The following is a 17,183-nucleotide window of genomic DNA, read 5'->3' as shown; positions in this document are numbered from 1 at the left end:
CAACCCGCCCGAAACCGACCCCACGTCTCCCTACGAATCCCTCGATTCAAACAAGCTCCACGAAGCCGCTGACCGCGCGCTCGATCATTACCTGTCGCCAAACAATCTCCTGCCTCCGCCACGTAAGGCGCGTGGGATATATGCGGTGACGGCGGATACCAAGAATGAAGAACTGCTGGCTGATGCGAGTGAAACGCTTGCTTCGGCGAAGACGATTGCTCAGGACATTTCCAGTTTGTTGCCGGCACCGCAGCGGCGGGCGCTGTTGGGGGTTGCTCAATTGATCATGCTGGGGGAGCTGGCGGTGAATCGGGCGCTAGATAATTTGGAATTGCCGGGTTAATGCGGGTGTCGGGATCACCTGGTGATTGATCGGATGCTCATTCTGGCGCTTTCGCGAGCAAGCTCGCTCCCACAGGGTTTTATGCTGATTGCAGATGTTGTCTACGATCCTGAAATCTGTGGGAGCAGTCGGTTATTACCACGTTGTCTTCGTGTCGTTATTGAGTCGCTTCAGGACATTCACGGGTCCATCGCGTCACCGTCATGTCGTTGAACTGCTCACCGATGGTATCGACCCGCAGGCAAGCGCCTTTCTTCGAGTAGTACAAGATGCAGCGCGAGCTATCAAACGAGCAGGTGTCCAGTTCGAAGTACTTGCGTGTAGCCAGCTCCTTCTCCACGCCACTGTATTCATACCCGTCGGTGGTGTGCATCGGCGTTGGCTTCCATCCTTGTTTGACGAGCTTGGACTTGGCCGCAGCCAAACGCTCACCGACGACGATGCCTGCTGGCCCGCGCTTGTCGTTTGACGCCTGTGAGTCATCGGCAAACGTTGCGCTGATACCCATGCAATAAAGTGCCACAAATACGAGGGTTGAAGCCTTCATTTGGTTGTTCCTCCAGCGGCTTTGTAGCTGGACAAAAACTCCGGATACTCGACGTAATGTTGCGGGGGGTAGTGATTCTTTTTGCCGGGACCTTCGGGAAGTGCCGCCCACCTTGTTGCTGCTTTCGGCATCGCGCCTGGAATGTCGCCGGCCTTGATCTTGTCGATCACACCCAGGGTGCGCAGCATGTCGACCGCGATAAGGTCTTGCGTATGAGGCGTAAAATCGGTCAACCCCATCTTTCCGCCATACTCGCGCCAAGTGGCAATGGTTATCTGATACAAGCCCGATGCCGTTGTGGATCCGCCGAAGCCGGCGCCCGGATGGGTTGATTCATCAGTGAACGTCCATTTCCCGGTCTGAAAGCCCTTTGCCCAGCCGTATCCATATTTCGCGTGGTAGTCACCGCCTTCGGCTTTGGCGATGGCAGCCAAAAAGGCCTTTACGTTCTTATCCTTCAAATACTCTTCATTCTCTGCCCGTCTTATCTGTTTTTTAGCGTCCAGCGCTACAGTTTTTGGGGTGGTGTCTTTGACGGCCGTCACTTCTCGCGTGGCGACGGGAGACATCTTCCTGCCACTTTTGCTAATCACTTCAGCCATGCCTTAATCCTCAAGAAACAGCTTGATGGTTTCAGGCAGGTGCGAACTCACTATGTGCGTGTATCCCATCGGATCACTTACGCCGTGCTCCATGCTGCCGTCAGCGCGTTGAATGGCGTATTCAAAATTGGCTAACGGTTTTCCAGACTCTTGGTCAACCAGTCTGAACTTGTCACTAAAGTGCACCGGCATTGGCAGCAGACCGCTGAAGGGCGCTGATACGACGGTGTCGCCAATAATGACCGTGCCGGATCCGCCGATAACCACGTTGCCGTGGCCGCCGATACTGTCTTTAGTCGCAGCGTTCAGCCCATTGATGAATACCGTACTGCTGACGGCGCCCGTGATTGGGCTACCGCACGCGGACTTATCTGTCATTCGAGCGGCAGCAAGGCCATCGAAATTCACATTGGGCGAACCGCTGACAATAGGGTTTGTGCCATGCCCAGGAAGCGGGCAACTGGTTGGATCTGTGACTCGCGCAGCGGGTTTGCCACTCATGAATAATTCCTTTTCAAAGTTTCAGTTTTCCTTGGCCTGAATGGAGTCGATAAGGGGGCGATGGATATCGGCTGCCAAAATAGTGCGGTGGTGTCCAGCGTGTACGTGAGAAGAATGGGCATATCCTTGGAGGGGTGCATAACGTTTTTACTGTCCATGTAAATGTGCTGCGCGCAGCATGCCCGAGGCAGGCGATGCGCTCAATATCTACTTACAAATTATTAGTTGACTGTTTGGCGTCATAAAGATCGGGCGAGCTAAGGTAATCCCTGGCAACGGATGACGGATCGTTTTTAGAAATCGGAGCGCGATAGGACGTGTTGAACACCAACGTTTAAAAAGACATCTCCAGTCACGCTCCCAGGCTACATATCCTTGCGCCTTTGCCTACAGCTACGCCAGAATCCGCCGGCTTGTGCGCCTAGGGGGCGGGTTCTATTGTGGTGCGGTCGCTGACGAATCAGCGGTCGGGTTTCGCAGCCCGGATCAATCAAGGCGCACAGCGCTCCAAGTCGTTGCCGTTTCGGCAATGGTGCTTTATGGCGGCTGTGCGCGGGATACCTTCGGGTATGCCGGGTTCCTTGATTCCCGGTCTGCGAACCTGCGTACAGCTGCCACCTCTCTTCGTTTCGCAGCGAAACGTGGCGGCTCCAATAATCAAGGAGCTTCACCATGATCAAACAAACACCCAACCCACCCGAAACCGATCCCACATCTCCCTACGACTCCCTCGACTCCAACAAACTCCACGAAGCCGCTGACCGCGCGCTTGATCATTACCTGTCGCCAAACAATCTCCTGCCTCCGCCGCGTAAGGCGCGTGGCATGTACGCCGTTACCGCTGATACCAAAAACGAAGAACTGCTGGCGGATGCGAGTGAAACGCTTGCTTCGGCGAAGACGATTGCTCAGGACATTTCCAGTCTGTTGCCGGCGCCGCAGCGGCGGGCGCTGTTGGGGGTTGCTCAACTGATCATGTTGGGGGAGCTGGCGGTGAATCGGGTTATGGATAATTTGGAGGTGGCGGGGTGATGTTGTTGGCCTTGGTCCGGCGCTGGGCCTTGGGATTTTAGGTGCGGCAGAAGAGCCCCTCACCCCAGCCCTCTCCCGGAGGGAGAGGGGGCCGACCGAGGTGTCTTGCGTTGCACATCGACCTGGACGAGCGTGTTGATTATGGATTTTTGATGCTTATGCACCGCGGCAGAAAAGCCCCTCACCCCAGCCCTCTCCCGGAGGGAGAGGGAGCCGACCGAGGTGTCTTGCGTTGTAATCGACCTGAGCGACCGCGTTGATTATGGATTCAGGGCGATGCGTTCAGGTCGGCGTATTTCTCGAATATCCCCGAATCGGTTCCCTCTCCCTCGGGAGAGGGCTAGGGTGAGGGGCTTCCTGGCCGTGACAACAGGGTCTCCAGTCTGGCCAACGGCGGCGCATCCTGATTGCGATCAAATACTTGGATTCCAACCTTGAGCAACCGTCCATTCTCTGCGCTGGCGATCACCTGTTCGCAGCGCAACAACAATCTTCCTTGATCACATTCAACAGCCTTCATCCCATTCGGCAATCGCCCCTCCAACCGCAGCTCAGCCATCCGGCTCTGCGCGGCAATCAGCGCGATCGATCGATCCCGCAACAGCCCATTACTCTGCGTCATCAACCCCGCGACGCGCACGGCGGCGGACATGGCGACGGCGATGATCGCCAGTGCCACCAGCACTTCAATCAGGGTGAATCCTTCCTCTCGCGTTCGCGCGCGCATACATGGCCCAAAAGCAAAACCCAGCCCTCGACGCTAACCCCCGTCCTTGACGGCTTGACGACGGAAACACCCGAGGATTTTCAACATCCCTGACATATCTTCTTGCAACACTGCGCGTCGAATTCGGATCAAGCTAGGGAATGTCGAGATGGATATCGCACCTTTGAACACGCTCAGTCAGTCGCCGCGCATGCCGCGTGGGCAGCAGGGTTTTACCTTGATCGAGATCATGGTGGTGGTGGTGATTCTGGGGATTCTGGCGGCGATGGTGGTGCCCAAGGTGCTCGACCGGCCGGATCAGGCGCGGGCGACGGCGGCGAAGCAGGATATTGGTGGGTTGATGCAGGCATTGAAGTTGTATCGCCTCGATCACGGCACGTATCCGAGCATGAATCAGGGGCTGAAGGTGCTGGTCGAGCGGCCGGCGGATGCGAAGAACGGCAACTGGCGTTCGTATCTGGAGCGTTTGCCGAATGACCCTTGGGGCCGGCCTTATCAGTACCTCAACCCGGGCGCGAATGGTGAGGTCGATATCTTTTCCCTCGGCGCCGATGGCCAGCCGGACGGCGATGGCGTGAATGCCGATATCGGTTCCTGGCAGTTGTAAGGCCGGCCGTGAACACAGGTTCGCTCAACGGGGCGAAGCAACAGGGCATGGCGATTATCAGCGCGTTGTTGATTGCCGCCGTGGTAGCGGTGATTGCGGCGGGGATGTTGACGCGTCAGAGCGTGGCGACCCGGGCGCTGGAGGCCGATCAGCAGCGGGTGCAGGGGCGGTGGGTGGCGCAGGGTGGCTTGGAGATCAGCCGGCAGTTGCTCTGGGATGCGCGCCTGCATGATCCGTTGACCCGGCGTGATCAGCCCTGGGCGCAGCCGTTGTTGGCGGCGGGTTTTGCCGGGCGGCTGGAGGACGAGCAGGGCAAGTTCAACTTGCGCAATCTGGTCGCCAATGAGCGCATCGATGAGGCGCAGGTGCAGGCGTTCGCGCGTTTGTGCGAGCTGATCGGCGTGAGTGGCGTTGTCAGCCAGCGCATCCGCCAACGGGTGATTGCCGGTTATCCGCATCTGCTGAATGCGCAGATTGGTGCGACGGGCAAAGCCGGTTTCGACAGTGGCCGAGCGACTTCGCCCGATGCCGATCACAAACCGCCACCGCCGAAGGTGCCGATGCTGCGCACACTCGATGACTTGCGCAGCGTCGAAGGCGTGACCGATGCGCTGATCGGCCAACTGGCGTTGTACGTGACGGTCATTCCGGCGACGACGTGGATCAACGGCAATACCGCCACGGCGCAGGTGCTGGCGGCGTATGTGCCGGGGCTTTCGCTGGAGCGCGCGACGGCGTTGATTGCCGAGCGTGACGCCGGGCGCTGGTTTATCAATCGCGGCGATTTTGTGAACCGCTTGCGCATGCCGCAGTTGGAAGTGAGCAGCGTCAAGGTCGGCATCACCAGTGACTGGTTTCGTTTACGCGGTGAGGCGCGGCGTGATCAGCGCCGGGTCAGCCTCGATGCTTTGCTGCACCGCAGCGAAGATCGACTGCCGCAGGTGATCTGGTCGCGGGTGGGCGCATGAGCCAGTTGCGCGTCGCGTTGCCGCCGCTGGCGGAGCTGGAGTTGCACAGCGAAGTGAGCTGCGCCTGGCTGGATCGTCAGGGGCAGGTCATTCGTGAGGAACGGCTTACGCTGAGCGAGTTGGGGCAACGGCCGAAGCAACCACCGCTGCTGTGCTTTCTGCACCCGGCCGACAGCCTGCTCGCCAGCATTGATCTGCCGCCGCTGCCCGCTAACAAAACCGCGGCCGCTGTGCAGTGTGCGGCGCAGGCGTTGATGCTCGGTGACAGCAGCCAAATGCATATCGGCCACAGTCCTCGTGATGCGAGTGGGCAGGTGCAAATCGCCTGGGTGGCGCGGCAGCACTTGCAGCGTCTAGCTGCGGTACTCAAGCAGGCGGGGTTGACGCTGCGCGGTTTGTATCCGGCGCCGTACAGCCTGCCGGTGCTGCCGGGGGTTGTTGCTTGTGTGGCGGACGGTCATTGGCTCCGGCGCGAGAGTTTGAACAGCGCGCAGGTTGAACCGTTGCTCGGTGATGAAGTTGATGAGGCATCGTTTGAAGCCGGATCAGCACAACGCTGGATTGGCCCCTTGCCTGGTTGGGGTTTGCACGGTGGTCTGCAGCAAAGCGGCGGCGAGCAACGTGGCTGGGGTCGCGCTGTCGGGTGTGTGGCTTTGGCCGTGGCAGTCTGGGTGGTCGGCCTGAATCTGTACGCCGCTCGCGAGGCGCGGCAGGGCCGGCAGCTCAAGGCGCAGATGAGCCAGCGGGTGAAGCAGGCCTTTCCCGAATTGCCGGTGATTCTCAACCCGCTGCAACAGGCGCGCCAGCAACTGGAGCAGCGGCAAAAAGGCGCGGTCGATGACCCGGCGCAGAATTTCAATCGACTGGTGTTGCAGGCCGGCACGGGCATGCCGTTCATGGCCGGCAGTGTCGAGCGCCTGACCTATCGCGACGGCGCCTTGCAACTGGCGTTGCTAAGCGATGCGAACCGTGGCGGCCACGACAAGGACTGGCAAAGCACCTTGGCCCAGGCCGGCATCAGCGTCACTGCCGATGACGAAGGCTGGACGCTGCGGCCGAGCGATGAATCCAGCGCAAACACCAACGAAGACGACGACAGCGGAGCAGACGATGAGTAGGGCGACGCTGGCGATTTACCGTGCGCGCTGGCAGCGCTTCAGCAGCCAGTTGCAGGCGCGTTGGCAGCCGTTGGCGTTGCGTGAAAAACGCATGGTCGCCGGCATGGCGCTGGTGCTTGTCGGTCTGCTGATCTGGCTGACGCTGGTCAAGCCGCCGCTGGCCAGGATCACTTTTTGGCAGAGCGAAACGCCCAAGTTGCGCGCACAAACCGAAGCACTGGAAGTGCTGTTGCGCAGCGTCAATGTGCGGCCGCAGGGGCAAAGCGTTGACCAGTCGCTGGAGCAAAGTCTGCAAGCGGCGGGGCTCGCCGGGCATTACCAATTACACGCGGCGGAGGACGGCGCGTGGCAGTTGAATGTCGACGCCGCGCCGGCCGATGCGCTGCTCGACTGGCTGCTCAGCCAGCCGTCACAACTTTCTCTGCAGGTGGTCGAGGCGCAGTTGCAGCGCGCAAGCGCGGCCTCGACCGAAGTCACTGCCGGCACATTGTCAGGCACCGTTCGCATGGATCAGGCGCAGGGCGCTAAGGAAGCTTCATGAAGGAGTCACGCTGCAAACCGGCACGTCTGGCGCTGCCGTTGTTGCTGATGGCATTGAGCGCGTGCAACAGCACCACGGCGCCGCAGAATCAGCCGCCGCTATTGGTCGACAGCGAACTCGGGCGGCCGCTGGCCAACACCCAGCGCAGCGGCGATGCGGTGGCCGATCGCGAACGGGCGCAGGCTCAGGCGCGGCCGGTGCCCAAGCAGTTGCACAACATCAGTCAGCGTGGGCGCAGTGCTGGTGTTGCGCCGAGCAATGCGATCCCGCGCAATCCGTTGGGCGAGCAACCGGTGACGCTGAATTTTGTCGAGGCGGATATTCAGGCGGTGGTGCGGGCGCTGTCGCGGGCCACAGGGCAGCAGTTTCTCGTCGATCCACGGGTCAAAGGCAATCTGACCTTGGTCTCGGAAGGTCAGGTGCCAGCCCGCCAGGCTTACGACATGCTGCTCGCGGCGTTGCGCATGCAAGGCTTCAGCGTGGTCGATGTCGGCGGCGTGGCGCAGGTGGTTCCCGAGGCCGACGCGAAACTGCTCGGCGGGCCGATCTACAGCGCCGACAAACCGGCCGGCAACGGCATGCTCACGCGCACGTTTCGCCTGCAATACGAAAACGCGGTCAACCTGATCCCGGTGCTGCGCCCGATTGTTTCGCCGAATAATCCGATCAATGCCTACCCCGGCAATAACACCGTGGTCATCACCGATTACGCCGAGAACCTCACCCGCGTCGCGCAGTTGATCGAGAGCATCGACACGCCGAGCGCGATCGACACCGATGTAGTGCAAATCCAGAACGGCATCGCCGCCGACATTGCACCGATGGTGGCCGACTTGCTCGACGCGCCGGGCAATGATCCGACGCAGAAAATCGCCGTGATTGGCGACCCACGTTCCAATACCATCATCATCCGCGCCGGCAGCCCCGAGCGCACCGAGCTGGCGCGCAATCTGATTTACAAACTCGACAACGCGCAGAGCAATCCGAGCAATCTGCATGTGGTTTATCTGCGTAACGCCCAAGCTGCGAAACTGGCGCAGGCCTTGCGTGGTTTGCTCACCGGCGAGAGTGACAGCGGCAGCAGCGACGCGGCGCGGTCGGTACTCAGCGCGATGGGCAGCAGCACCGGCGGCAATTTCGGGCAGAACGGCCAGAGCAGCACGCCGAGCACGGGCACTTCAACGACGACTGGCAGCGGCGCAAGCGGCGGCAGCTATGCGCAGGGTAGTGGTGGCGGCAGCAGCAGTGGCGGTACGCAGAGCAGCGAACAGAACGTTGCCTTCAGCGCCGGCGGGGTGACGATTCAGGCTGACGCCACCACCAACACGCTGCTGATTTCCGCGCCGGAGCCGCTGTATCGCAATTTGCGTGAGGTTATCGATCTGCTCGATCAGCGCCGTGCGCAGGTGGTGATCGAGAGCCTGATCGTTGAGGTTGGCGAGGACGATGCCAGTGAATTCGGTGTGCAGTGGCAGACCGGTGATCTCGGCGGCAAGGGCGTGATCGGCGGCGCCAATCTGGGTGGCGCGGGGCTCAACACGGGGGCCAAGAACAGCATCGACGTGCTGCCGCAGGGTTTGAACCTTGGCTATGTCAACGGCACGGTCGACATCCCCGGCATCGGCAAGATTCTCGACCTGAAAGTGCTGGCCCGAGCGCTGAAGAGCAAGGGCGGCACCAACGTGCTGTCTACGCCGAACCTGCTGACGCTGGACAACGAAGCGGCGAGCATTTTTGTCGGCCAGACCATCCCGTTTGTCAGTGGTAGCTACGTCACTGGCGGCGGGGGCACCAGCAACAACCCGTTTCAGACCGTGACCCGCGAAGAGGTCGGCCTCAAGCTCAACGTGCGTCCGCAGATCTCCGAGGGCGGCACGGTGAAGCTGGATATCTATCAGGAGGTCAGCAGCATTGATGAGCGCGCGTCCAACAGCGTGACCGCCGCCGGCATCGTCACCAACAAGCGCGCGATCGACACCAGCATTCTGCTCGACGATGGGCAGATCATGGTCCTCGGTGGTTTGCTTCAGGACGGCTACAGCCAGAGCAATGATGCGGTGCCGTGGCTGGGCAGCCTGCCGGGCATCGGCGCGCTGTTTCGCAACGAACGCCGGGCGATCACCAAGACCAACCTGATGGTGTTCCTGCGCCCGTACATCATCCGCGACAGCGAAGCGGGGCGCAGCATCACCCTCAACCGCTACGACTTCATGCGCCGCGCCCAGGGCGGCTTGCAACCGGAACGCAGCTGGGCGATGCCCGACATGCAGGCGCCGCAATTGCCAAGCGCCGCGCAAGGCGTGCCAGCGCCGGGGCCGGGGCCGACATCAGGCCCACGCGCCACGATCAAAGCCGTACCGATTGAAGGGAGCACCCGGTTTTGACTGAGATAATGACTGTGGCGAGGGGATTCATCCCCGCTCGGCTGCGCAGCAGTCGTAAAACCGGTACACGCAATTTGTCTGTAGAAACCGGTTCTCAGGTTTTGGGTCTGCTTCGCAGCCCAACGGGGATAAATCCCCTCGCCACAGGGGAACCCAGTGCCACAAGAGATCTCATTGCCACAGGGCATCCCATTGCCACGGCACCGATTGAAGGGAGCACCCGGTTTTGACTGAGATGATGACTGTGGTGAGGGGATTTATCCCCGCTCGGCTGCGCAGCAGTCGTAAACCGGGCACATGCGATTTTCCTGGAGAAACCGGTTCTCAAGGTTTGGGTCTGCTGCGCAGCCGAGCGGGGATAAATCCCCTCGCCACAGAGGTACCCATGGCCATTGAGGATCCCATTGCCACGGCCCCGATCGAAGGGAGCACCCGGTTTTGACTGAGATGATGACTGTGGCGAGGGGATTTATCCCCGCTCGGCTGCGCAGCGGTCGTAAAACCGGTACACGGGATTTGCCTGGAGAAACTGGTTCTCAGGTTTTGGGTCTGCTTCGCAGCCCAACGGGGATAAATCCCCTCGCCACAGAGGTACCCATTGCCACAGGGGATCGCATTGCCACGGCATCGATTAAAGGGAGCACCCGGTTTTGACTGGAATGATGATTGTGGCGAGGGGATTCATCCCCGCTCGGCTGCGCAGCAGTCGTAAAACCGGGACACGCGATTTGTCTGTAGAAACTGGTTCTCAAGTTTTGGGTCTGCTTCGCAGCCCAACGGGGATAAATCCCCTCGCCACAAGAGGTCTCATTGCCACAAGGGATCTCATTGCCACGGTGCCGATTAAAGGGAGCACCCGGTTTTGACTGAGATGATGACTGTGGCGAGGGGATTTATCCCCGCTCGGCTGCGCAGCAGTCGTAAAACCGGTACACACGATTTGCCTGTAGAAACCGGTTCTCAGGTTTTGGGTCTGCTTCGCAGCCCAACGGGGATAAATCCCCTCGCCACAGGGGATCGCATTGCCACAGAGGATCTCATTGCCCCAGGGGATCTCATTGCCACGGTACCCATTGAAGGGAGCACTCGGTTTTGAATGGAATGATGACTGTGGCGAGGGGATTTATCCCCGTTGGGCTGCGCAGCAGTCGCAAAACCGGTACACGCGATTTGTCTGTAGAAACCGGTTCTCAAGTTTTGGGTCTGCTTCGCAGCCCAACGGGGATAAATCCCCTCGCCACTGAGGATCGCATTGCTACAGAAGATCCCATTGCCACGGTGCCGATCGAAGGGAGCACCCGGTTTTGACTGAGATGATGATTGTGGTGAGGGGATTCATCCCCGCTCGGCTGCGCAGCAGTCGTAAAACCGGTACACGGGATTTGCCTGGAGAAACCGGTTCTCAAGGTTTGGGTCTGCTGCGCAGCCGAGCGGGGATAAATCCCCTCGCCACGGGGGATCGCATTACCACAGAGGATCCCATTGCCATAGAAGATCCCATTACCGCTGAGGATCCCATTGCCACGGTACCGATTGAAGGGAGCACCCGGTTTTGACTGGAATGATGACTGTGGCGAGGGGATTCATCCCCGCTCGGCTGCGCAGCAGTCGTAAAACCGGTACACGCGATTCGCTTGTAGAAACCGGTTCTCAAGGTTTGGGTCTGCTGCGCAGCCCAACGGGGATAAATCCCCTCGCCACAGAGGTTCCCATTGCCACAGAGGATTCCATTTCCACAGGGGATCGCATTGCCACGGTACCGATCGAAGGGAGCACCCGGTTTTGACTGAGATGATGATTGTGGCGAGGGGATTTATCCCCGCTCGGCTGCGCAGCAGTCGTAAACCGGGCACACGCGATTTGCCTTTGGAAACCGGTTCTCAGGTTTTGGGTCTGCTGCGCAGCCGAGCGGGGATAAATCCCCTCGCCACGGGGGATCGCATTACCACAGAAGATCCCATTACCACAGGGAATCCCATTGCCACGGTACCGATTGAAGGGAGCACCCGGTTTTGACTGAAATGATGACTGTGGCGAGGGGATTCATCCCCGCTCGGCTGCGCAGCAGTCGTAAACCGGGCACACGCGATTTGCCTGTAGAAACCGGTTCTCAAGGTTTGGGTCTGCTGCGCAGCCCAACGGGGATAAATCCCCTCGCCACAGGGGATCGCATTGCCACAGAGGATCGCATTGCCACGGCACTGATCGAAGGGAGCACGCGGTTTTGACTGAGGTGATGATTGTGGCGAGGGGATTTATCCCCGCTCGGCTGCGCAGCAGTCGTAAAACCGGTACACGCGATTTGCCTGGAGAAACTGGTTCTCAAGGTTTGGGTCTGCTGCGCAGCCCAACGGGGATAAATCCCCTCGCCACAGAGGTTCGCATTGCCACAGAGGATCCCATTGCCACTGAACCGATCGAAGGGAGCACTCGGTTTTGAATGGAATGATGATTGTGGCGAGGGGATTTATCCCCGCTCGGCTGCGCAGCAGTCGTAAAACCGATACACGCGATTTGCCTGGAGAAACTGGTTCTCAAGGTTTGGGTCTGCTGCGCAGCCCAACGGGGATAAATCCCCTCGCCACAGGGGATCGCATTGCCACAGAGGATCCCATTGCCACGGCATCGATTAAAGGGAGCACCCGGTTTTGACTGAGATGATGACTGTGGCGAGGGGATTTATCCCCGCTCGGCTGCGCAGCAGTCGTAAACCTGGCACACGGGATTTGCCTGGAGAAATTGGTTCTCAAGGTTTGGGTCTGCTTCGCAGCCCAACGGGGATAAATCCCCTCGCCACAGAGGCTCCCATTGCCACAGGGGATCGCATTGCCACTGAACCGATCGAAGGGAGCACTCGGTTTTGAATGGAATGATGATTGTGGCGAGGGGATTTATCCCCGCTCGGCTGCGCAGCAGTCGTAAACCGGGCACACGCGATTTGCCTGGAGAAACCGGTTCTCAAGGTTTGGGTCTGCTGCGCAGCCCAGCGGGGATGAATCCCCTCGCCACAGAGGTTCCCATGGCCACAGAGGTTCCCATTGCCACTGAACCGATCGAAGGGAGCACTCGGTTTTGAATGGAATGATGATTGTGGCGAGGGGATTTATCCCCGTTGGGCTGCGCAGCAGTCGTAAAACCGGTACACGGGATTTGCCTGTAGAAACCGGTTCTCAAGGTTTGGGTCTGCTTCGCAGCCCAACGGGGATAAATCCCCTCGCCACAGGGGATCCCATTGCCACTGAGGATTCCATTGCCACAGGGGATCGCATTGCCAGGGTGCCGATTAAAGGGAGCACCCGGTTTTGACTGAGATGATGATTGTGGCGAGGGGATTTATCCCCGCTCGGCTGCGAAGCAGTCGTAAACCGGGCACACGCGATTTGCCTGGAGAAACCGGTTCTCAAGGTTTGGGTCTGCTGCGCAGCCCAACGGGGATAAATCCCCTCGCCACACGGGATCGCATTGGCACAGAGGATCCCATTGCCACAAGGGATCTCATTGCCCCAGAGAATCGCATTACCACAGAAGATCCCATTGCCACAGCGGATTGTGAGGAGGGTAGCCGATGAGTGCATTGCCTTACGCGTGGGCCAAGGCGCAGCGCATTCTTTTGCGCGATGGCGTGCTGACGGTGTGCCCGTCAACGCCTGGCTGGTCGATCAGCGAAGTGCGTCGGCAGTTCGGTGCGACGCGGCTGGAGCGTGTGCGTGATGACGAGCTCGACGGGCTGCTCGCCAGCGCTTACGCCGACACCGGCAGTGCGGCGGCGGTGGTGGGTGCGGCGGAAAACGAGGTCGATCTCGATCGGCTGATGCAGGACATGCCGGAAATCACCGACCTGCTCGACACCCAGGACGGCGCGCCGGTGATTCGCATGATCAACGCCTTGCTCACCCAGGCCGCGCGTGATGAGGCCAGCGACATTCATATCGAGCCGTTCGAAACCCATTCGGTGGTGCGCTACCGCGTCGACGGCACCCTGCGCGATGTGGTCTCGCCGCGCAAGGCGTTGCACGGTGCGCTGGTGTCGCGGATCAAGATCATGGCCCAGCTCGATATCGCTGAAAAACGCCTGCCGCAGGATGGGCGCATCGCCTTGCGTGTAGCGGGGCGGCCGATCGATATTCGCGTTTCAACGGTGCCCACCGGCCACGGCGAGCGCGTGGTGATGCGCCTGCTCGACAAACAGGCCGGGCGCTTGCATCTGGAAACCTTGGGCATGGATGCGCAGGTATTGGCAAAGCTCGACCACCTGATCCGCCAGCCCCACGGCATCGTCCTGGTCACCGGGCCGACCGGCAGCGGCAAAACCACCAGCCTCTACGCGGCGCTGGCGCGGCTGGATGCGAGCACCAGCAACATCCTCACCGTGGAAGATCCGGTGGAATACGATTTGCCGGGGATCAGCCAGATTCAGGTCAACGCCAAGATCGACATGACCTTTGCCCTCGCGCTGCGGGCGATTCTGCGGCAGGACCCGGACATCATCATGATCGGCGAAGTCCGCGATCTCGAGACCGCGCAAATCGCCGTGCAGGCCTCGCTCACCGGGCACTTGGTGCTGGCGACGCTGCACACCAACGACGCGGTGTCGGCAGTCAATCGCCTGATCGATATGGGCGTTGAGCCGTTTCTCCTCGCGTCATCCATGCTCGGCGTCCTCGCGCAACGTCTGGTGCGGCGCCTGTGCAATCAGTGCAAACAGGAAGATCCGGCCACGCCCGGCACCTGGCGTCCGGTCGGCTGCGCGGCATGCAATCACACCGGTTACAGCGGCCGCACCGGCATCCACGAATTGTTCTGCATCGACGACGACATCCGCACGCTGATCCACCAAGGGGCAGGGGAGCAGGCCCTGCGCGCGGCGGCGGCGAAAGCAGGGATGTTCAGCCTGCGTGAGGACGGTGAGCGCTGGATTCGAAGCGGTGCCACCGCGCCGGAAGAAATCCTTCGCGTGACACGGGACGCCTGATGAATCGCTATCGCTTTGAAGCAGCGGATGCCACCGGGAAAATCGAGTCCGGGCACCTTGAGGCGGACAGCCAGAGCGCAGCGTTCAGTGCCTTGCGCGGACGTGGATTGACAGCGCTGTCGGTGCATGAGGAAAGCAATGTCGCCCGACACGGTGGCGGCGGTTTGTTCAGCGCCAGACTCTCCGACAACGACCTCGCCTGGGCCACGCGGCAACTGGCGAGCCTGCTCGGTGCCAGCCTGCCATTGGAAGCAGCGCTGAGCGCGACGGTCGAGCAGGCCGAAAAAAAGCACATCGCCCAGACCCTCAGCGCCGTGCGCGCCGATGTGCGCAGCGGCATGCGTCTGGCGGAATCGCTGGCGTCGCGGCCACGGGATTTTCCCGAGATTTACCGCGCGCTGATTGCCGCTGGCGAAGAGTCCGGCGATCTCGCCCAGGTGATGGAACGGCTGGCCGATTACATCGAGGAACGAAATAACCTGCGCGGCAAGATTCTTACTGCGTTTATCTATCCGGGCGTGGTCGGGCTGGTGTCGATCGGCATTGTGATTTTTCTGCTCAGCTACGTGGTGCCGCAGGTGGTCAGCGCGTTCTCTCAAGCGCGGCAGGATTTGCCGGGGTTGACCCTGGCGATGCTCACCGCCAGTGATTTCATTCGCGCGTGGGGCTGGTTGTGTGCGGCGCTGATGGCCGGGGCGTTCTGGAGTTGGCGTCTGTATTTGCGCAATCCGGCGGCGCGCTTGAGCTGGCATCACCGGGTGCTGAAGTTGCCGCTGTTCGGGCGTTTCATTCTCGGCCTGAACACCGCGCGATTCGCCTCCACGCTGGCAATTCTCGGCGGCGCCGGCGTGCCGTTGTTGCGTGCATTGGAAGCGGCGCGGCAGACCTTGTCCAACGACCGCTTGAGCCTGAGCGTCAGCGAGGCCACGGCGAAGGTGCGCGAAGGCGTCAACCTCGCCGCCGCGCTGCGGGTGGAGAATGTCTTTCCGCCGGTGCTGATTCACCTGATCGCCAGCGGCGAGAAAACCGGCTCACTGCCACCGATGCTCGAGCGCGCGGCGCAGACGCTTTCCCGGGACATTGAACGACGGGCGATGGGCATGACCGCGTTGCTCGAGCCGCTGATGATTGTGGTGATGGGCGGGGTGGTGCTGGTGATTGTGATGGCGGTGTTGTTGCCGATTATTGAGATCAACCAGTTGGTGCAGTAGCCCAGTCTGATGTTGTCTGGTCGGGCCTCATCGCTGGCAAGCCAGCTCCCACAGGTTTTTGTGTTGTACCCCAGATTGCATTAACAACACTGCACCCCTGTGGGAGCTGGCTTGCCAGCGATTGGGCCATTCCAGCCAACAAATTTCCCAAATAACTTTCACCGGTCTGCCTACCACCCGAGCCCCAATCCGCCCATCCTCGGGTTCTCCATTCTGTCATCTGCAACCACCCGCCAACGGCTCCAGCCCGATTCAGCCAAACCCCCGATCCAGACGCGCCGCAACCCACCGCAAACACCCGAGAAATCCGCGCCAAAATCCCCGCGCAGCTCCCGAGGTTTTTTCCTTTATCTGTCACCGGAAGCTGCGAATTTCTCCCTGCGGCTCCACTGCGGTGGACCCTCCCGGTGTCATGCAAGCCTTCCGAAACCTGTGTTCCAAACCACGTTGAAAAGGAGATTCTTCATGTTCAAGCGCACTCTGATCGCCGCCTCACTGACCGTCGCCGCTCTGGCTTCCGCCCAGGCCATGGCCGTAACCGGTGGTGGCGCCTCGCTGCCCGCCGCACTGTACAAAGGTTCTGCCAACAGCATCCTGCCTGCCAACTTCAGCTACGCCGTGACCGGTAGCGGCATCGGCAAAAGCGCTTTCCTGACCAACAACGCTGCCCAGTTCAGCACCACCGGTACTGTGCACTTCGCCGCCAGCGACTCGATCCTCAGCGCTACGGAACTCAGCACCTACACCACCAACTTCGGTGCTTCGTACGGCCCGTTGATCCAGCTGCCATCGGTGGCCACTTCGGTTGCCATTCCGTACAAAAAATCCGGTCAGACCGCGCTTAACCTGACCAGCGCTCAGTTGTGCGACGCGTTGTCGGGCACCAAGACTACCTGGGGCGCGCTGTTGGGTACCGCCGACACCACCGCAATCCGCGTGGTTTATCGCAGCACTTCGAGCGGCACCACCGAAATCCTCAGCCGTCACCTGAACTCGATCTGCCCGACCAAATTCGCCGTCAACTCCACCTTCACCAACGCTCGTCTGCCGGCCGGTTCCGCGCTGCCATCGACTTGGGTCGGCGTAGCCAACACCGCTGATGTGGCCACTGCGGTGAATGCCGTGGACGGTTCGATCGGCTATGTGGGTCCGGACGGCGTGAACGCCACCAGCAACGCTGTGGTTGCCCGCGTCAATGGCGTCCAGCCAACCAACGCTAACGTGACGCTGGCGCTGAGCACTGCACCGGTGCCAAGCGCACCTGCCAACCCGGCTGGCTGGGCCCCGGTCGTGCCTAACCCGGCAAGCGGTTACCCGATTGTGGCTTACACCAACTTCATCTTCGGCCAGTGCTACAAAGATGCAGCCGTGGCCACCGCCGTGCGCAACTTCCTGACCACCCACTACAGCAACCCGGGCAACAACGTCGCCACCGTCGCCCACAGCTTCACGCCGGTTCCCAACAACTGGAAAACCGCTGTGACCGCCAACTTCATCACCAACACCTCGGGCAATAACCTGGACATCAACAACGCCAACGCCTGCAATGGCATTGGTCGTCCTTTGTAAGCCTTGTCTCAACTGCAATGAAACGGCAGCAGCCTTCGGGCTGCTGTTTTTTTTTGCCGAT

At 60.4% G+C, this 17,183-nt stretch carries 14 protein-coding genes; 10 read left to right on the top strand and 4 right to left on the bottom strand.

Annotated features, from left to right (window positions below):
• Window positions 1–343, top strand: a 343-nt coding sequence (locus J5M66_RS13200; protein ID WP_207817488.1) for a DUF6124 family protein, incomplete at its 5' end; no start/stop codon positions are given.
• Between the two features lie 157 nt (window positions 344–500).
• Here J5M66_RS13200 and J5M66_RS13195 read toward each other — a convergent pair.
• From J5M66_RS13195 to J5M66_RS13185, 3 genes are read right to left on the bottom strand one after another with little or no spacing between them, the layout of a single operon-like run.
• A complete protein-coding gene (locus tag J5M66_RS13195; protein ID WP_207809835.1) occupies window positions 501–890 on the bottom strand; it encodes a hypothetical protein in 390 nt (129 codons plus the stop codon).
• A complete protein-coding gene (locus J5M66_RS13190; RefSeq protein ID WP_201278865.1) occupies window positions 887–1,492 on the bottom strand; it encodes a hypothetical protein in 606 nt (201 codons plus the stop codon). The genes J5M66_RS13195 and J5M66_RS13190 overlap by 4 nt, the downstream gene beginning before the upstream one ends.
• A gap of 3 nt (window positions 1,493–1,495) precedes the next feature.
• On the bottom strand, window positions 1,496–1,993 hold the full coding sequence (locus J5M66_RS13185; RefSeq protein WP_125927373.1) for a PAAR domain-containing protein: 498 nt from the start codon (window positions 1,991–1,993) through the stop codon (window positions 1,496–1,498).
• 672 nt (window positions 1,994–2,665) lie between these two features.
• Here J5M66_RS13185 and J5M66_RS13180 point away from each other — a divergent pair.
• Window positions 2,666–3,025, top strand: coding sequence for a DUF6124 family protein (locus J5M66_RS13180; RefSeq protein WP_207809833.1), 360 nt, complete (start codon window positions 2,666–2,668; stop codon window positions 3,023–3,025).
• 340 nt (window positions 3,026–3,365) lie between these two features.
• Here J5M66_RS13180 and gspI read toward each other — a convergent pair whose 3' ends face one another.
• On the bottom strand, window positions 3,366–3,752 hold the full coding sequence (gene gspI / locus J5M66_RS13175) for a type II secretion system minor pseudopilin GspI (RefSeq protein WP_207809832.1): 387 nt from the start codon (window positions 3,750–3,752) through the stop codon (window positions 3,366–3,368).
• Between the two features lie 148 nt (window positions 3,753–3,900).
• Between gspI and gspG the strand changes: the two genes are divergently transcribed.
• The 8 genes from gspG to J5M66_RS13135 all read left to right on the top strand — a co-directional run bounded on the left by gspG (window position 3,901) and on the right by J5M66_RS13135 (window position 17,122).
• A complete protein-coding gene (gene gspG, locus J5M66_RS13170; RefSeq protein ID WP_207809830.1) occupies window positions 3,901–4,359 on the top strand; it encodes a type II secretion system major pseudopilin GspG in 459 nt (152 codons plus the stop codon).
• 8 nt (window positions 4,360–4,367) lie between these two features.
• Window positions 4,368–5,327 carry a type II secretion system minor pseudopilin GspK gene (gene gspK, locus J5M66_RS13165; protein WP_207809828.1) on the top strand — a complete coding sequence of 320 codons (960 nt, stop codon included), beginning with the start codon at window positions 4,368–4,370 and terminating at the stop codon, window positions 5,325–5,327.
• On the top strand, window positions 5,324–6,445 hold the full coding sequence (gene gspL, locus J5M66_RS13160) for a type II secretion system protein GspL (RefSeq protein WP_207809826.1): 1,122 nt from the start codon (window positions 5,324–5,326) through the stop codon (window positions 6,443–6,445). The genes gspK and gspL overlap by 4 nt, the downstream gene beginning before the upstream one ends.
• On the top strand, window positions 6,438–6,986 hold the full coding sequence (gene gspM, locus J5M66_RS13155; protein ID WP_207809824.1) for a type II secretion system protein GspM: 549 nt from the start codon (window positions 6,438–6,440) through the stop codon (window positions 6,984–6,986). The genes gspL and gspM overlap by 8 nt, the downstream gene beginning before the upstream one ends.
• A complete protein-coding gene (gene gspD, locus J5M66_RS13150) occupies window positions 6,983–9,370 on the top strand; it encodes a type II secretion system secretin GspD (RefSeq protein WP_207809822.1) in 2,388 nt (795 codons plus the stop codon). Before gspM ends, gspD begins: the two co-directional genes overlap by 4 nt.
• Window positions 9,371–12,935: 3,565 nt before the next feature.
• Window positions 12,936–14,342, top strand: a complete 1,407-nt coding sequence (gene gspE, locus J5M66_RS13145) for a type II secretion system ATPase GspE (protein WP_207809749.1) — start codon at window positions 12,936–12,938, stop codon at window positions 14,340–14,342.
• Window positions 14,342–15,553, top strand: a complete 1,212-nt coding sequence (gspF, locus tag J5M66_RS13140; protein ID WP_041480124.1) for a type II secretion system inner membrane protein GspF — start codon at window positions 14,342–14,344, stop codon at window positions 15,551–15,553. Before gspE ends, gspF begins: the two co-directional genes overlap by 1 nt.
• 465 nt (window positions 15,554–16,018) lie before the next feature.
• The gene (locus tag J5M66_RS13135; protein ID WP_123442319.1) at window positions 16,019–17,122 is read left to right on the top strand and encodes a substrate-binding domain-containing protein; all 1,104 of its coding nucleotides are present in this window, start codon (window positions 16,019–16,021) and stop codon (window positions 17,120–17,122) included.
• The last annotated feature ends 61 nt before the right edge of the window (window positions 17,123–17,183 follow it).

This window comes from Pseudomonas sp. 67(2021), from assembly GCF_017491835.1.
GTDB classification, from domain to species: Bacteria; Pseudomonadota; Gammaproteobacteria; order Pseudomonadales; family Pseudomonadaceae; genus Aquipseudomonas; species Aquipseudomonas atacamensis.
This window is presented reverse-complemented; position numbering and strand designations above follow the sequence as displayed.